General features: G+C 53.8%; 16 protein-coding genes and 22 other annotated features. Of the genes, 6 read left to right on the top strand and 10 right to left on the bottom strand.

What is annotated here, in order from left to right; genetic code table 11:
* Positions 1-30 precede the first annotated feature (30 nt).
* Positions 31-36 (top strand) — a ribosome-binding site (putative RBS for cysM; RegulonDB:STMS1H002560).
* Positions 31-950, top strand: a protein-coding gene (gene cysM, locus STM2440; RefSeq protein NP_461375.1) for a cysteine synthase B. Within the gene, positions 39-950 belong to an annotated coding region; the region does not span the whole gene. (Overlaps the previous feature by 6 nt.)
* Positions 951-1080: 130 nt before the next feature.
* Here the strand turns inward: cysM and yfeL are convergent.
* From yfeL to ptsJ, 4 genes are all read right to left on the bottom strand, one after another.
* The gene (gene yfeL / locus STM2439) for a putative membrane carboxypeptidase (RefSeq protein NP_461374.1) occupies positions 1081-1624 on the bottom strand. Within the gene, positions 1081-1620 belong to an annotated coding region; the region does not span the whole gene.
* Positions 1619-1624: a ribosome-binding site (putative RBS for yfeL; RegulonDB:STMS1H002559), on the bottom strand. (Overlaps the previous gene by 6 nt.)
* Before the next feature lie 8 nt (positions 1625-1632).
* The gene (gene yfeK / locus STM2438) for a putative periplasmic protein (RefSeq protein NP_461373.2) occupies positions 1633-2032 on the bottom strand. Within the gene, positions 1633-2013 belong to an annotated coding region; the region does not span the whole gene.
* Positions 2027-2032: a ribosome-binding site (putative RBS for yfeK; RegulonDB:STMS1H002558), on the bottom strand. It overlaps the preceding gene by 6 nt.
* A 39-nt stretch (positions 2033-2071) precedes the next feature.
* Positions 2072-2799, bottom strand: a protein-coding gene (gene yfeJ, locus STM2437; protein ID NP_461372.1) for a putative GMP synthase. Within the gene, positions 2072-2791 belong to an annotated coding region; the region does not span the whole gene.
* Positions 2794-2799 (bottom strand) — a ribosome-binding site (putative RBS for yfeJ; RegulonDB:STMS1H002557). (Overlaps the previous gene by 6 nt.)
* Positions 2800-2805: 6 nt before the next feature.
* Positions 2806-4102, bottom strand: a protein-coding gene (ptsJ, locus tag STM2436; protein NP_461371.1) for a putative gntR family regulatory protein. Within the gene, positions 2806-4098 belong to an annotated coding region; the region does not span the whole gene.
* Positions 4097-4102: a ribosome-binding site (putative RBS for ptsJ; RegulonDB:STMS1H002556), on the bottom strand. It overlaps the preceding gene by 6 nt.
* 66 nt (positions 4103-4168) lie before the next feature.
* Positions 4169-4174 (top strand) — a ribosome-binding site (putative RBS for pdxK; RegulonDB:STMS1H002555).
* On the opposite strand from ptsJ, the gene pdxK reads away from it, so the two are divergent.
* Positions 4169-5047 (top strand): pyridoxal-pyridoxamine kinase gene (gene pdxK, locus STM2435; RefSeq protein NP_461370.1). Within the gene, positions 4181-5047 belong to an annotated coding region; the region does not span the whole gene. It overlaps the preceding feature by 6 nt.
* Positions 5037-5042: a ribosome-binding site (putative RBS for STM2434; RegulonDB:STMS1H002554), on the top strand. Its footprint overlaps the gene before it by 6 nt.
* Positions 5037-5283 (top strand): putative cytoplasmic protein gene (locus STM2434; protein NP_461369.1). Within the gene, positions 5044-5283 belong to an annotated coding region; the region does not span the whole gene. Before pdxK ends, STM2434 begins: the two co-directional genes overlap by 11 nt.
* Before the next feature lie 148 nt (positions 5284-5431).
* Here the strand turns inward: STM2434 and crr are convergent.
* The 5 genes from crr to cysZ all read right to left on the bottom strand — a co-directional run bounded on the left by crr (position 5432) and on the right by cysZ (position 10313).
* The gene (gene crr, locus STM2433; protein ID NP_461368.1) for a glucose-specific IIA component occupies positions 5432-5953 on the bottom strand. Within the gene, positions 5432-5941 belong to an annotated coding region; the region does not span the whole gene.
* Positions 5948-5953 (bottom strand) — a ribosome-binding site (putative RBS for crr; RegulonDB:STMS1H002553). Its footprint overlaps the gene before it by 6 nt.
* A gap of 28 nt (positions 5954-5981) precedes the next feature.
* Positions 5982-7720 (bottom strand): PEP-protein phosphotransferase gene (gene ptsI / locus STM2432; RefSeq protein ID NP_461367.1). Within the gene, positions 5982-7709 belong to an annotated coding region; the region does not span the whole gene.
* Positions 7715-7720 (bottom strand) — a ribosome-binding site (putative RBS for ptsI; RegulonDB:STMS1H002552). (Overlaps the previous gene by 6 nt.)
* A gap of 37 nt (positions 7721-7757) precedes the next feature.
* The gene (gene ptsH, locus STM2431) for a phosphohistidinoprotein-hexose phosphotransferase (protein ID NP_461366.1) occupies positions 7758-8108 on the bottom strand. Within the gene, positions 7758-8015 belong to an annotated coding region; the region does not span the whole gene.
* Positions 8023-8028: a ribosome-binding site (putative RBS for ptsH; RegulonDB:STMS1H002551), on the bottom strand. (Overlaps the previous gene by 6 nt.)
* Positions 8074-8082, bottom strand: a -10 signal (putative -10_signal for ptsH; RegulonDB:STMLTH004546).
* Positions 8100-8108, bottom strand: a -35 signal (putative -35_signal for ptsH; RegulonDB:STMLTH004546).
* 98 nt (positions 8109-8206) lie before the next feature.
* Positions 8207-8219, bottom strand: a protein binding site (putative binding site for CRP, RegulonDB: STMS1H000089).
* Positions 8219-8233, bottom strand: a protein binding site (putative binding site for FruR, RegulonDB: STMS1H000183). (Overlaps the previous feature by 1 nt.)
* Before the next feature lie 95 nt (positions 8234-8328).
* Positions 8329-8349: a protein binding site (putative binding site for CRP, RegulonDB: STMS1H000070), on the bottom strand.
* 49 nt (positions 8350-8398) lie between these two features.
* Positions 8399-9443, bottom strand: a protein-coding gene (gene cysK, locus STM2430; RefSeq protein NP_461365.1) for a subunit of cysteine synthase A and O-acetylserine sulfhydrolase A. Within the gene, positions 8399-9370 belong to an annotated coding region; the region does not span the whole gene.
* Positions 9376-9381 (bottom strand) — a ribosome-binding site (putative RBS for cysK; RegulonDB:STMS1H002550). (Overlaps the previous gene by 6 nt.)
* Positions 9408-9416 (bottom strand) — a -10 signal (putative -10_signal for cysK; RegulonDB:STMLTH004545).
* Positions 9435-9443 (bottom strand) — a -35 signal (putative -35_signal for cysK; RegulonDB:STMLTH004545).
* Positions 9444-9533: 90 nt before the next feature.
* Positions 9534-10313 (bottom strand): required for sulfate transport gene (cysZ, locus tag STM2429; protein ID NP_461364.1). Within the gene, positions 9534-10295 belong to an annotated coding region; the region does not span the whole gene.
* Positions 10308-10313, bottom strand: a ribosome-binding site (putative RBS for cysZ; RegulonDB:STMS1H002549). (Overlaps the previous gene by 6 nt.)
* Positions 10314-10517: 204 nt before the next feature.
* Positions 10518-10523: a ribosome-binding site (putative RBS for zipA; RegulonDB:STMS1H002548), on the top strand.
* On the opposite strand from cysZ, the gene zipA reads away from it, so the two are divergent.
* From zipA to STM2426, 3 genes are all read left to right on the top strand, one after another.
* The gene (gene zipA / locus STM2428) for a cell division protein involved in FtsZ ring (RefSeq protein ID NP_461363.1) occupies positions 10518-11513 on the top strand. Within the gene, positions 10527-11513 belong to an annotated coding region; the region does not span the whole gene. It overlaps the preceding feature by 6 nt.
* Positions 11514-11574: 61 nt before the next feature.
* Positions 11575-11580, top strand: a ribosome-binding site (putative RBS for lig; RegulonDB:STMS1H002547).
* The gene (lig, locus tag STM2427; RefSeq protein NP_461362.1) for a DNA ligase occupies positions 11575-13600 on the top strand. Within the gene, positions 11585-13600 belong to an annotated coding region; the region does not span the whole gene. Its footprint overlaps the feature before it by 6 nt.
* Entirely contained in the window at positions 13593-13820 is a 228-nt protein-coding gene (locus tag STM2426; protein ID NP_461361.3) for a putative cytoplasmic protein, read from the top strand. Before lig ends, STM2426 begins: the two co-directional genes overlap by 8 nt.
* On the opposite strand, the gene yfeH is transcribed toward STM2426, so the two are convergent.
* Positions 13817-14826, bottom strand: a protein-coding gene (gene yfeH / locus STM2425; protein ID NP_461360.2) for a putative Na+-dependent transporter. Within the gene, positions 13817-14815 belong to an annotated coding region; the region does not span the whole gene. The genes STM2426 and yfeH overlap by 4 nt on opposite strands.
* Positions 14821-14826: a ribosome-binding site (putative RBS for yfeH; RegulonDB:STMS1H002546), on the bottom strand. It overlaps the preceding gene by 6 nt.
* Positions 14827-14829: the final 3 nt, after the last annotated feature.

Here is a 14829-nt window from a genome sequence, read left to right as displayed (position 1 = left end):
GGCGCTACGCATACCGGGCTTTTTTACGAGCTGAAAACGTGAATACATTAGAACAAACCATCGGCAATACGCCGCTGGTCAAATTACAACGTCTGGGGCCGGATAACGGCAGTGAAATCTGGGTCAAGCTGGAAGGCAATAATCCGGCAGGATCGGTGAAAGATCGCGCGGCGCTATCGATGATTGTCGAGGCGGAAAAGCGCGGGGAAATTAAACCGGGCGATGTCCTGATTGAAGCGACCAGCGGCAACACTGGCATTGCGCTGGCGATGATCGCCGCGCTGAAAGGTTATCGCATGAAGCTGTTGATGCCAGACAACATGAGTCAGGAGCGTCGGGCGGCAATGCGGGCCTATGGCGCGGAACTGATTCTGGTCACTAAAGAGCAGGGAATGGAAGGGGCGCGCGATTTAGCGCTCGCTATGTCTGAACGAGGCGAGGGCAAACTGCTCGATCAGTTTAATAATCCTGATAATCCCTACGCCCACTACACGACCACCGGCCCGGAAATCTGGCGGCAAACGTCAGGTCGCATCACCCATTTTGTCTCCAGCATGGGCACGACCGGCACCATTACCGGCGTGTCGCGTTTTCTGCGCGAGCAGGAAAAACCGGTCACCATCGTTGGCCTACAGCCGGAAGAGGGCAGCAGTATTCCGGGCATTCGACGCTGGCCTGCGGAATATATGCCGGGCATTTTTAACGCCTCGCTGGTAGATGAGGTGCTGGATATTCATCAGAATGATGCCGAAAACACCATGCGTGAACTGGCCGTTCGTGAAGGCATTTTCTGCGGCGTGAGTTCCGGCGGCGCGGTAGCGGGCGCGTTACGCGTCGCACGAGCCACGCCCGGCGCGATAGTGGTGGCGATCATCTGCGATCGCGGCGACCGTTACCTTTCGACCGGCGTGTTTGGTGAAGAGCATTTCAGCCAGGGGGCAGGGATTTAAACTAATGAGTTCAGCTGATTGGGATAAACACAGGCAACGGCGCCTTTGACAAGCGGGAATATCCTGCCGATTTTCTATGTGCGCCAGCGCATTACCGCCGCCTTTTATAATAAAAGCTCGTCTGTTGTTCTTATTGTTGTATTTGTTCCTGGCAAAGCGTCATGTAATGCTTGCTGCTTTCTACCAGCCTGGCTGAACCAGGCCGGTAAAGTGACGGCGCTTTAAACATATAAATCAGTTGTACTTGTTGCTGGCAGGCCATCTCTGTCACTGGTACGTGAAATAACGTTAACGCCGCATTTTTCGTACCGTAAACCGCGTTACCCTGCGAATCCCGGCCATAATACGCTTGCGCCAGCATCATGGCATACAGCTCGTCGTCGCGGTACAGGCTGTCCAACCAGAACACCCAGATCGCGATCCTGAAATGCCCATCCACGCCAGCTTGGGTATAGAGCAATCTGGCAGTATAAGATTTGGGATGTATTTTGGCCGCAGCGCGGCGCAAAAAACGCGTCTGCGGCGATTCGGACAACCAGAAAGAGGCGCTCTGTAATGCGGTCTGGGCTATGGGACGAATTTCCAGATAATAGTAAACGATTAACCCTACAGCAAACGCTAACAGAAGCGCGATAACGCCTTTAAAAAACCACAGTAACACGCCTGGCATTATGATTTTTTCTTACTCAACATTCTTATCCGTTTCCGCAATAAGCGCATGTAAATAAGGCTGCGCGTTTTCATCGCTTTTACCGGGAATTTTAACGATATAGGGTTTTCCGGTGATGGACGACGACGACGCGACTTTATCGATAAACTGTTCGGCGGTGTCGATACGATTGCGCGTGTTACCCAGTTTTAAGCGCAGGTGCGATACGGCTTCCTCGCAGTTATGCGCATCACCGTTACGAACGAATGTCAGATCCTTTTTCTGCGCCAGCGCATTAAGCATGGCGTTAATGCGCGCTTCTTCATGGGCGTTCAGCTTCGCCCAGGCGGGTAGGGTCAGCAGGAGCGCAACGACGGCGCAAACAATTTTCTTCATGGTAAAATCCTTTTTCATGCAATAATCACTGCACCTCAGACCGTTAGCCGGGTAATAAGTTGCACTCCTGGTGTGGTTATTTCTGTGAGTGCGCCAGCGTGAGTTCATCCAGAAAACGCCACAGCTTTTCATTCATTTGCTGGTAATTCCATGCGCGCATCTCGGCGACCGAGCGGATAAAACGCTTCCCTTGCGCGTCGGCCAGCTCCTGCTGCGAATGTTGGATTAATCCTTCAACCGCCTCGACGGTAAATTCCATATGACACTGGAAGCCGTAGACAAAATTACCGTACTGCACTATCTGACGTGGACAGCCTTCGCTTTCGGCCAGCACGGTCGCCTGATCGGTGAGTCCTGGCATATCGTTGTGCCAGTGGCCGACGGTTAACGGGGAGCCAAAGTGGGCGATAAGCGGATGCCGCAGACCGGCTTCAGTGAGCGTAATAGGGTAGTGACCAATCTCTTTTTCCGGACTTTGGCACACAGCGGCGCCCAGCGCCTCGCCAATGAGCTGCGAACCAAGACAAATGCCGATAACCATTCGCCGGGCCGTAACTGCCTGATTAATTAAGTGCTGTTCGGCGCGAGAGTCAAAGTACGGGCACTCTTCGCGGGTGGTGCGCGGCGACTGCGGACCGCCAAATACCACGAGCATATCGAACTCATCGGCATTGGGCGGTAGCGCTTCTCCGGCATAGACGCGCGACCATGAAATGGTATAACCGCGATCTTCAGCCCATTTCAGATAAGCGCCAGCGGATTCAAACGACTCATGGACAACAAAATGAACTCGCACGTTATTTTCTCCTGTTAGCGATTTAGCGCCTGATGGATATCAGCCGCCAGCGTGTTGATCTCGCTGTCATTTAATGTCGACAGCGTGATACGTAGACCGTGAGACGGCGCGCTTACGCCAAAGGCTTCTCCCTCACGTACCAGCCAGCCGGATTTTGCCAACGTAAACGCGGTAGCCTGGCTATGGGTGTCCAGTGGGAGCCAGGCATTCACGCCGTCGCCGGGAGAAATGGCGATGCCATATTGCTGTAGGGCGCGGGCCAGTTTTTGTTGCCGGGCGGCGTAAAACAGCCGCGTTTGCGTCAGCCTGTGCTGATACTCAGGGTCGGTCAGGCAGGCGTAGACCAGATCCTGTAACAGATGGCTGACCCACTGACTACCGGCATTTAGCCGCAGCCGAAGTTTTGCCGAGGTCGCGCTGTCGCTGGCGACAATAGCAAGACGTAAATCGGGGCCGAGGGTTTTGGAAACGGAGCGTATCACCGCCCAGTGTTGCGTTGTCTGCGCAATAACCGGCTGCCAGGGCGACGAAGAAAGCAGGGCGAAGTGATCGTCGATAATGACCACTACCTGAGGGTAACGCGCCAGCATATTTTGCAGCGCAGCGGCACGGCGAGCGCTCAGGCTACAGCCGGTAGGGTTGTGCGCGCGCGGCGTTAAGATCACTGCCCGCGCGCCCTGATTTAGCGCCCGTTCCAGCTTTTCAGGCTGCATTCCTTCGCTATCCACACTGACCGGGCTGGCGCTAAAACCGGCATAGCGCAGCATATTGATACTGCTTAAAAAACAGGGATCTTCCACCGCGACGCTGTCGCCCGGCAGCAGATGCGCGCAAAGCAGTCTTTCAATGGCGTCGATAGCTCCGCTGGTGATATCAATTTCGCCTGCGACGGGGGTGGCATCCCGTAGCCAGCGCGCCGCCCAGGCGTGTAGTTCAGGGGAAACGGGCGCATCGCCGTAGAGATGCGGCGTGCGGCTGAGACGGGCAAAATAACGGCTAAGGTCAGGCAGACGCTGCGGATCGGGATTGCCGCCGGAAAGGTCGTGCAGAGGCGTATGTGGATCGCCGCCTTCCAGCGCTACGGGAGACGGACTGCCTTTAATCACCGTCCCATTGCGGCCTAAACTTTGCGCCAGTCCCGCCGTTATCAGCCGTTTATACGCCGCTGCGACGGTATTGCGGTTCACCTTTAATTCGCTTGCCAGCTCCCGTACCGGCGGGAGCGAATCCTCCGCCCGTAACGTGCCGGCGATAATGTGTTGACGGATACTGTCAAAAATTTCGTTAGCGGTTTTTCCGTCGATCATTATTGACCTATGACAAAATGAATTTTAGCATATGACAATGATAATGAGGCGGTAGCCTGCTGTCCAGCGAGAGGAAAATTTTATGGGACAAGAGAGTGATATTCAGTCAGTGCTCTTCGACGACAACCATCGGGCATTACAGACCGATATCGTCGCCGTCCAGTCACAGGTCGTGTACGGCAGCGTAGGCAACAGTATCGCTGTTCCGGCCATTAAAGCGCAGGGACTACGCGTGACGGCGGTCCCGACGGTGCTATTCAGCAATACGCCGCACTATAAAACCTTTTATGGCGGCATTATTCCCGCCGAGTGGTTTGCAGGCTACCTTACGGCGTTGAATGAGCGCGATGCGCTACGTGAATTAAAAGCGATTACCACCGGTTACATGGGCAGCGCAGACCAAATTGTCTTGCTTTCGAAGTGGCTAATGGCGATCCGGGCTTCGCATCCGGAGGTGTGTATTCTTGTTGATCCGGTCATTGGCGATACCGACAGTGGAATGTATGTGCAGGCGGAAATTCCGCAGGCTTATCGCACGCATTTGTTGCCGCAGGCGCAGGGGCTAACGCCGAACGTATTTGAGCTGGAGATGCTGAGTGGTAAACCGTGCCGCACGCTGGAAGAGGCGGTGGCGGCGGCGCAATCGCTGCTTTCCGATACGTTGAAATGGGTGGTTATCACCAGCGCGCCGGGCGAGTCTCTGGAGACCATAACGGTTGCGGTCGTTACTGCGCAGGTCGTGGAGGTCTTTGCCCATCCGCGGGTGGCGACGGAGTTAAAAGGGACGGGAGATCTCTTCTGCGCCGAGCTGGTCAGCGGTATTGTGCAGGGGAAAAAACTGACGACCGCGGCAAAAGATGCGGCGCAGCGCGTGCTGGAGGTGATGACCTGGACACAGCAGTGTGGCTGTGATGAGTTAATTCTGCCGCCGGCAGGGGAGGCGCGATGAAGAGTTATCGGCTGGTGGTTCGCCAGCAGGGACGTATCGTGGGGCATTTTGAAACGAGCGGGCTGGACGCGCTGGAAGATATCTGCGTGGCGCGAGCGATGTTTGGCATCACTGGCGGCTATCAGTGCGAGCTGCAAGTGTCCGATTCCGAACGCAGGATGCTGGAGAGTGGCCCGGATGGGATGAAGATCCTGATGCGCGAGAAGTGCTTTCGCCCGGTGACCTCGCAGTTGTAACCCGTGGATTGGCGCTGAAATGTTCGCAACCTTGTAGGCCTGATAAGCGTAGCGCCATCAGGCAGTGCACTGCACCATCGCCGGATGGCGGCGCAAGTACAGGCAAAAAAATGGCGCCCAAAGGCGCCATTCTTCACTGCGGCAAGAATTACTTCTTAATGCGGATAACCGGAGTTTCACCCACGGTCACGCTACCGGACAGTTTGATCAGTTCTTTGATTTCATCCATGTTGGAGATAACAACCGGAGTCAGGGTAGACTTGGCTTTTTCTTCCAGCAACGGCAGATCGAACTCGATGACCGGATCGCCAACTTTCACGCGCTGACCTTCTTCAGCAATACGCTTGAAGCCTTCGCCTTTCAGCTCAACGGTGTCGATACCGAAGTGAACGAACAGCTCAATGCCGCTATCGGATTCGATAGAGAACGCATGGTTGGTTTCAAAGATTTTGCCGATGGTACCGTCAACAGGGGCGACCATTTTGTTACCGGTTGGTTTGATAGCGATGCCATCACCAACGATTTTTTCAGCAAAAACTACATCCGGCACGTCTTCGATGTTGACGATCTCGCCAGAGAGCGGGGCAACAATCTCAATAGTTCCGGTGTCTTTCTTATCATCAGAAACCAGAGATTTTAGTTTATCGAACAAACCCATGATCTTCTCCTAAGCAGTAAATTGGGCCGCATCTCGTGGATTAGCAGATTGTTTTTTCTTCAATGAACTTGTTAACCAGCGTCATTAACTCGTCCGTTGTCGGTTGAGCAAGAGCCTGCTCTGCTAACACCTTCGCATCTTCGAAGTTCGTGTTACGGATAATCTTCTTAATGCGCGGGATAGAAATGGCGCTCATAGAGAATTCGTCCAGACCCATCCCCAGCAACAGAAGTGTAGCACGTTCGTCGCCTGCAAGCTCACCACACATGCCAGTCCATTTACCTTCTGCATGAGAAGCATCAATAACTTGCTTGATCAAGTTCAGTACGGACGGTGACATTGGCTGGTAAAGGTGTGAAATCATATCATTACCACGGTCAACTGCCAGGGTGTACTGCGTTAAATCATTGGTGCCGATACTAAAGAAATCAACTTCTTTGGCTAAATGACGCGCAATTGTCGCCGCAGCCGGTGTTTCCACCATCACGCCAATCTCAATGCTTTCGTCAAATGCTTTACCTTCGTCACGCAGTTCCTGTTTGTAGATTTCAATCTCTTTGCGCAGCGCGCGAACTTCTTCAACAGAGATGATCATCGGGAACATAATGCGCAATTTACCGAAAGCGGAGGCACGCAGAATCGCGCGAACCTGGTCACGCAGGATCTCTTTGCGATCCATGGCGATACGCACGGCGCGCCAGCCCAGGAACGGGTTCTCTTCTTTCGGGAAGTTCATGTACGGCAGCTCTTTGTCGCCGCCAATGTCCATGGTACGGACGATAACCGCCTGCGAGCCGCACGCTTCAGCGACCGCTTTATAGGCGGCAAACTGCTCTTCTTCCGTCGGCAGCGCGTCGCGATCCATGAACAGGAATTCAGTACGATACAGACCAACGCCTTCCGCGCCGTTGCGCTCAGCGCCTTCAACGTCACGAACGGTACCGATGTTGGCGCAAACTTCAACCTGATGTCCATCCAGCGTGATTGCCGGCAGATCTTTCAGTTTAGCCAGTTCCGCTTTCTCGGTCGCAACCTGCTCCTGGACGGCGCGCAGTTGCTCAATAACATCGTTGGTCGGGTTGACGTAAACCTGGTTGTTTACGGCATCCAGAATCAGATAATCGCCGTTTTTCACCTGAGCGGTGACGCTACCGGTACCTACGATCGCCGGCAGTTCCAGAGAACGCGCCATGATGGAGGTATGAGACGTGCGTCCGCCCGCGTCGGTGATGAAGCCCAGCACTTTCTGCAGGTTCAGCTGCGCGGTTTCTGACGGCGTCAGGTCAGCGGCAACCAGGATAACTTCTTCCTGAATCGCGCTCAGATCGATAATGGCCAGACCCAGGATGTTGCGCAGCAGGCGCTTACCAATATCACGTACGTCAGCCGCACGCTCTTTCAGGTATTCGTCATCCAGTTCTTCCAGGGCAGTGGCCTGACCTTCGATAACTTCATGTGCGGCTGCGTCAGCCGTCATGTGCTTATCTTTAATCAGGGCTATGATTTCCTGCTCCAGCTCCTCATCTTCGAGCAGCATAATATGCCCTTCAAAGATGGCTTCTTTTTCTTCACCGAACGTTTCACCAGCTTTTGTCTTGATCGCTTCCAGTTGCGCAGATGCCTTGGCACGACCGCTCAGAAAACGTTCAACTTCCTGATCAACCTTGTCGGCAGAAATTTTTTTCCGGTCAATGACGATTTCGTCTTCTTTCAGCAGCAGTGCTTTGCCGAAAGCGATACCCGGGGATGCTAAAATGCCTGAAATCATAACCCTACCTTACTTGTGACTGATTTTTAAAAGAACCCGGAAAAAAACTTACTCGAGTTCCGCCATCAGTTTGACCAGATGTTCAACCGCTTTCTGCTCATCTTCACCTTCTGCGGAGATGGTGACGACGGTGCCTTGAGTCAGGCCCAGAGTCTGCAGTTTAAACAGGCTTTTCGCGCTGGCGCTTTTGCCGTTGGAAGTCACAGTAATCTCAGAAGTGAAGCCTTTTGCTTCTTTAACAAACTGAGCAGCAGGGCGGGTGTGCAGACCGTTCGGAGCGGTAATGGTAACTTCTTGCTGGAACATTGTATTTCCCCAACTTATAGGTTTAGTGTTGTGGAACTAAAGTCTAGCCTGGCGGCTCAACTTTAGCCTGTATTGTTAGCGCCGGCGTAAACGGGACGCGACACAAAAGGTGTTCTACGCAATCCGTTGCTGGCAACTTATGGCCGCTGACGTTTCGCTCGTCATTAAACATTATGCCGCGAAAGGAAGATTTGAACCAAATCATAAAATCGATTCAGCTAACGCTTTTCCTGTAACGATTAATTTCGCGCATCAAAATAATTAGTCTGGTTAAATACCAGTTCCGGCAGGGTGAATCAATGCCAGGTGAGGTGAAAGTTTGAAGCAGGCCACAAAAAAGCACCCAAAAAGGTGCTTTTTTACGCGTTTTTAACATGCTGGCATCACTGTTGCAGTTCTTTCTCAGTAAAGAGATCGGCGAACAACGCGGTGCTCAGATAACGCTCACCTGATGAAGGTAGGATAACCACAATATTCTTATTGGTAAAGCTTTCATCTTCCTGCAGCTTAAGCGCTGCAGCAACCGCGGCGCCGGAAGAAATTCCTGCCAGAATACCTTCCTCTTCCATCAGACGGCGCGCGGTAGAAATAGCTTCTTCATTGGTGATGCCAACCACTTTATCAATCAGTTTCAGATCCAGGTTGCCCGGGATGAAGCCTGCGCCGATACCCTGAATTTTATGCGGGCCTGGTTTGATCTCTTCACCAGCCAGCGCCTGGGCAATAACCGGGGAGTCAGTGGGTTCTACCGCAACGGTGATAAGATCGGTTTTACCCTTCGTCCCTTTGATATAACGCGTGACGCCGGTTAACGTACCGCCAGTGCCGACGCCGGAGATAAACACATCCACCTGACCATCGGTGTCTTCCCAGATTTCCGGGCCGGTGGTTTTTTCATGGATTTCCGGGTTGGCAGGGTTGCTGAACTGCTGGAGCAGGAGATATTTTTGCGGATCGCTGGCGACAATTTCTTCGGCTTTCTGAATAGCGCCTTTCATCCCTTTCGCCCCTTCGGTCAGCACCAGATTCGCGCCTAATGCTTTGAGTAGCTTGCGGCGTTCAATGCTCATGGTTTCCGGCATGGTCAGGGTGAGTTTGTAACCGCGCGCGGCGGCGACATACGCCAGCGCAATACCGGTGTTGCCGCTGGTCGGCTCCACCAGTTCCACGCCAGGTTTCAGTACGCCACGCTTTTCGGCATCCCAAATCATGTTGGCGCCGATACGGCACTTGACGCTGAAGCTCGGGTTGCGCGACTCCACCTTTGCCAGAATGCGTCCATTACCGATACGGTTCAGTCGAACCAGCGGCGTATGACCGATAGTCAGCGAGTTATCTTCATAAATCTTACTCATGGCCTGTCCTTAACTGTATGAAATTGGGATACCTTCCCAGCATACCTTCCAGCCAGATATGGGGAAGTAAGGATTTCGCATATCTATATGCTGATGGGAAATAATGGTTATCAGTATGGAATAAGAGACAGCATAAGCCATCTCTTATTTATACATTTTTACGTTATTTCCATAACGCGTGCTTAGCACGCCAGCAATCAACCCACATTGCCGTCGCGCCACAGACGGCGACAGGCATAATGAACAGGTTAAGCACCGGAATCATCGTAAAGAGGCTGGTGAGCGCGCCAAATTGCATATTCGCCACCTTCTGCGTGCGCAACGCGGCGCGCATCGTTTTAAACGGCACTTTGTGGTTATCAAACGGATAGTCGCAATACTGAATCGCCAGCATCCAGGCGCTGAACAAAAACCACAGCACCGGCGCGATGGTTTGGCCAATGCCAGGAATAAAATAGAGAATCAGCAGCACAATAGCGCGCGGCAGATACCACGCCAGCTTTTGCCATTCACGTTTCATAATGCGCGGTACATCTTTCATGATGCCGAGTATGCCTGTATCTGGCGGCGTGGCGCCGGTTAACCGCGCCTCAAGCTGTTCGGCTAAAAGGCCGTTAAACGGCGCGGCGATCCAGTTGGCGAGGGTAGAGAAAAAATAGCCAAAGACCAGCAGAACAGAGATAACCGCAATCGGCCACAGCAGATAGCTCAGCCATTGCAGCCAGTCCGGCACATGACTCATCAACGAAGGTATCCAGGCGTCAAGCTGGGTAAACAGCCACCAAAATGCGCCGCCCATCAGCACAATGTTGACCAGCAAAGGTAAAATAACAAAGCGGCGGATTCCCGGTAGGGTGACTAACTTCCATCCTTGCGAGAAATAATAGACGCCGCTACGTGGTACGGTTGTGGATGATGAAACCATATTCAGGACATACTCCTTTTTCTTAAAGCCCTGGGTAAACGTGGGATATCTTACCCGGTTATCAGACGGTGGATAGTTCGGAAATGTTCGAAAAAACAGCAAAAAGCACATTTTCCTTCATCTTTATGCTGCGAAAGCCAACAGTACACTTGCACTTGACGTAATCGGCAAATACTCTTAGTGAGTAAATGTTTGCCGTGGTGGCAAGGTGTTAGAACAACAGAGAATATAATGATGCAGGATTTGCGTCTGATATTAATCATTGTTGGCGCGATCGCCATAATCGCTTTACTGGTACATGGTTTCTGGACCAGCCGTAAAGAACGATCTTCTATGTTCCGCGATCGTCCACTAAAACGCATGAAATCGAAACGCGACGACGACTCGTATGACGACGATGTCGAAGAAGACGAAGGCGTGGGTGAAGTTCGTGTTCACCGCGTAAATCATGCCCCCGGCCAGTCGCAGGAGCATGATGCCCCTCGTCAGTCGCCGCAACACCAGTACCAGCCGCCTTATGCGTCTGCGCAACCGCGTCCAGCGGCGCCGCCGCAGCCGCAAGCGCCGATGCAACAGCCGGTTCAGCAACCGGTTCAACCTGCGCCGCAGCCTCAGCAGGTTCAGCCATCTGCGCCGCCGGTACAGCCGCCGCAACAGCAGCCTGCACCGCCGTCGCAAGCGCCGCAGCCTGTTGCGCAGCCCGCGCCGCCGCCATCAGCGCAAACCTTCCAGCCTGCGGAACCTGTGGTTGAGGCGGAACCGGTAGTGGAAGAAGCGCCGGTTGTGGAAAAACCGCAGCGTAAAGAGGCGGTCATCATTATGAACGTCGCGGCCCATCATGGCAGCGAGCTTAATGGTGAAGTGTTACTGAACAGTATTCAGCAGTCAGGCTTTAAATTTGGCGATATGAATATTTTCCATCGTCATTTGAGCCCGGACGGCAGCGGCCCGGCCTTGTTCAGTCTCGCGAATATGGTCAATCCGGGAACGTTCGATCCTGAAATGACGGACTTCACTACGCCTGGCGTCACTATCTTTATGCAGGTACCGTCTTACGGCGATGCGCTGCAGAATTTCAAGCTGATGCTGCAATCCGCGCAGCATATCGCTGATGAGGTCGGTGGCGTCGTGCTGGATGACCAGCGTCGGATGATGACGCCGCAGAAACTGCGCGAATATCAGGACCGCATCCGCGAGGTGATGGACGCTAACGCCTGAGGTTAACGCAGGTGTGACATTTTTAACGTAACCCCCGCCTGTCGGGGGTTTTTTATCATTGATGGTGTGATATGGAACCAATCGAACAACAACTGACAGAACTGCGAACCACGCTTCGCCATCATGAATATCTGTATCATGTGATGGATGCGCCAGAGATTCCCGACGCCGAATATGACCGCCTGATGCGGGAACTGCGAGAGCTGGAGGCGCAACGTCCGGACCTTATCACGCCGGATTCGCCCACGCAGCGCGTTGGCGCGGCGCCGCTGACGGCATTCAACCAGATTCGCCATGAAGTACCGATGCTGTCGCTCGATAACGTATTTGATGAAGAAAGCTTCCTGGCGTTTAACAAGCGAGTGCAGGATCGTCTAAAAAGCACGGAAAATGTCATCTGGTGCTGCGAGCTAAAGCTGGATGGTCTGGCGGTCAGCATTCTGTATGAAAACGGCGTGCTGGTGAGCGCTGCGACGCGTGGCGACGGCACCACCGGTGAAGATATCACTTCAAACGTGCGCACGATTCGCGCCATTCCGTTAAAGCTGCACGGCGATAACATTCCGGCGCGTCTTGAAGTTCGCGGAGAGGTATTTTTACCGCAGGCCGGGTTTGAAAAGATCAATGAAGACGCGCGCCGCACTGGCGGCAAAGTGTTTGCTAACCCGCGTAACGCGGCGGCGGGTTCGCTGCGTCAGCTCGATCCGCGTATTACGGCGAAGCGACCGCTAACATTTTTCTGCTACGGCGTCGGTATTCTGGAAGGCGGCGAGTTGCCGGATACGCATCTGGGACGTTTGCTGCAATTTAAAGCGTGGGGGTTACCGGTCAGCGATCGCGTGACGCTGTGCGATTCTCCCCAGGCGGTACTGGATTTTTATCACAACGTCGAAAAAGATCGCCCTACGCTCGGTTTTGATATCGACGGCGTGGTGATTAAGGTCAACTCGCTGGCTTTGCAGGAACTGCTGGGCTTTGTGGCCCGCGCGCCGCGCTGGGCGGTGGCGTTTAAATTTCCTGCTCAGGAGCAGATGACTTTTGTGCGCGACGTTGAGTTTCAGGTCGGGCGTACCGGGGCGATTACGCCGGTGGCGCGTCTGGAACCGGTTCAGGTGGCTGGTGTGCTGGTCAGCAATGCCACGTTGCATAATGCCGATGAAATTGAGCGACTTGGCTTGCGCATTGGCGATAAGGTGGTTATCCGTCGGGCAGGCGATGTGATCCCTCAGGTGGTCAACGTGGTTCTGTCCGAACGCCCTGAAGAGACGCGTCCGATTGTGTTTCCAACGCACTGTCCGGTGTGCGGATCGGACGTAGAGCGCGTTGAAGGCGAAGCCGTTACCCGTTGTACCGGCGGGCTGATTTGCGGCGCGCAGCGTAAAGAGTCGCTGAAACATTTTGTGTCGCGCCGGGCGATGGATGTAGACGGGATGGGCGATAAGATCATCGACCAACTGGTGGAAAGGGAGTATGTCCATACGCCAGCGGATCTGTTCCGTCTGACGGCGGGTAAACTGACCGGCCTGGACCGAATGGGGCCAAAGTCCGCGCAAAATGTTGTTAACGCGCTGGAAAAATCCAAAACGACGACCTTTGCGCGTTTTCTCTATGCGCTGGGCATCCGTGAAGTGGGTGAAGCGACGGCGGCGGGGCTGGCGGCTTATTTCGGTACGCTGGAGGCGCTGCAGGCCGCCACCATTGACGAGTTGCAGAAAGTACCTGACGTGGGGATTGTGGTCGCTACGCACGTCTTTAACTTTTTTGCCGAAGAGAGTAATCGTGACGTGATTGGGCAGCTACTGGCGGAAGGGGTTCACTGGCCCGCGCCGGTAGTCATTAATGTGCAAGAGATCGATAGCCCGTTTGCCGGTAAAACCGTGGTACTAACCGGTAGCCTGAGCCAGATGTCTCGCGATGACGCTAAAGCGCGTTTAGTGGCGCTGGGCGCGAAAGTGGCAGGCAGCGTATCGAAGAAAACCGATCTGGTGATTGCCGGTGAAGCGGCGGGCTCCAAACTGGCCAAAGCGCAGGAACTGGGTATTACCGTGATTGATGAAGCGGAAATGATCCGCTTACTGGGTGCCTGAGATGGAAAAAGAGCAGCTGGTTGAAATCGCCAACACCGTGATGCCCTTTGGCAAATATCAGGGACGTCGATTGATCGACCTTCCGGAAGAGTATTTGCTGTGGTTTGCCCGTAAAGATCAATTTCCGGCGGGTAAACTGGGGGAGTTGATGCAAATCACGCTGCTGATTAAAACCGAGGGGCTGACGCAACTGGTACAGCCCCTGAAACGCCCGCTTTAAGCTTTCGCGGCGCGGCTTTCCTGCTGCGCCTGTAACTTCTCGGTCTGGCGTTTGTAGCGCCGCGCCAGCCCTGCGCAGACCATCAGTTGGATCTGGTGGAAGATCATCAGCGGTAATACCATCATACCCAGCACTGACGTCGGAAACAGAATATTGGCCATCGGGATCCCGTTGGCCAGGCTTTTTTTCGAACCGCAGAAGACAATAGTGATTTCGTCGGCTTTATTGAAGCCGCATTTACGGGCGACAAAGACGTTAATGGCTATGACGATCGCCAGCAGTATGAGGCTGACCACGACGATAAACAGCAGCGATCCCCAGCCGACTTTGTGCCAGATGCCGTTGACCACCGCTTCGCTGAACGCCGAGTAGACCACCAACAGAATAGAGGTCTGATCCGTTTTCGCGATCCACTTTTTGTTGCGCGCGACCCAATTGCCGATCCACGGGCGAGACAGGTGTCCCAGCACAAAAGGCAGCAGCAGTTGCAGCATAATTTTGCCCACCTCTTCCAGACTGCCCTGCGCGCCATGAATATTCATTACCAGACCGACCAGCAGCGGCGACAGGAAAATGCCCAGCAGGCTGGACGCAGACGCTGAGCACACCGCGGCCGCGACGTTACCGCCCGCGAGTGAAGTAAACGCAATCGCAGACTGCACGGTGGCGGGCAAAATACACAGATACAGAAAGCCGCTGTAGAGCATAGGGTCGACATTGACAGGCGCCCACCAGGCAAACAGTACGCCGAGGACAGGAAAGAGCACAAAAGTGCTGCACATGACCCACAGATGCAACCGCCAGTGGCTGCCGCCAGCGATGATCGCTTCACGCGAAAGCTTCGCGCCATGCATAAAAAACAGCAGAGCGATAGCCGCTGTCGTAATGCCTTCAACGACAGGCACAAAGCCACCTTCCGCCGGGAAAAAAGAGGCCAGTAGTACCACGGTGATAAGTGTCAGCGTGAAAGGGTCAAGGATACGAAAAAGTTTCATAAAAACTCCTGAAA

The sequence above is a fragment of the Salmonella enterica subsp. enterica serovar Typhimurium str. LT2 genome (assembly GCF_000006945.2).
Classification (GTDB): domain Bacteria; phylum Pseudomonadota; class Gammaproteobacteria; order Enterobacterales; family Enterobacteriaceae; genus Salmonella; species Salmonella enterica.
Note: the sequence above shows the minus strand (reverse complement) of the source record. Positions and strands in the feature narration are given on the sequence as shown.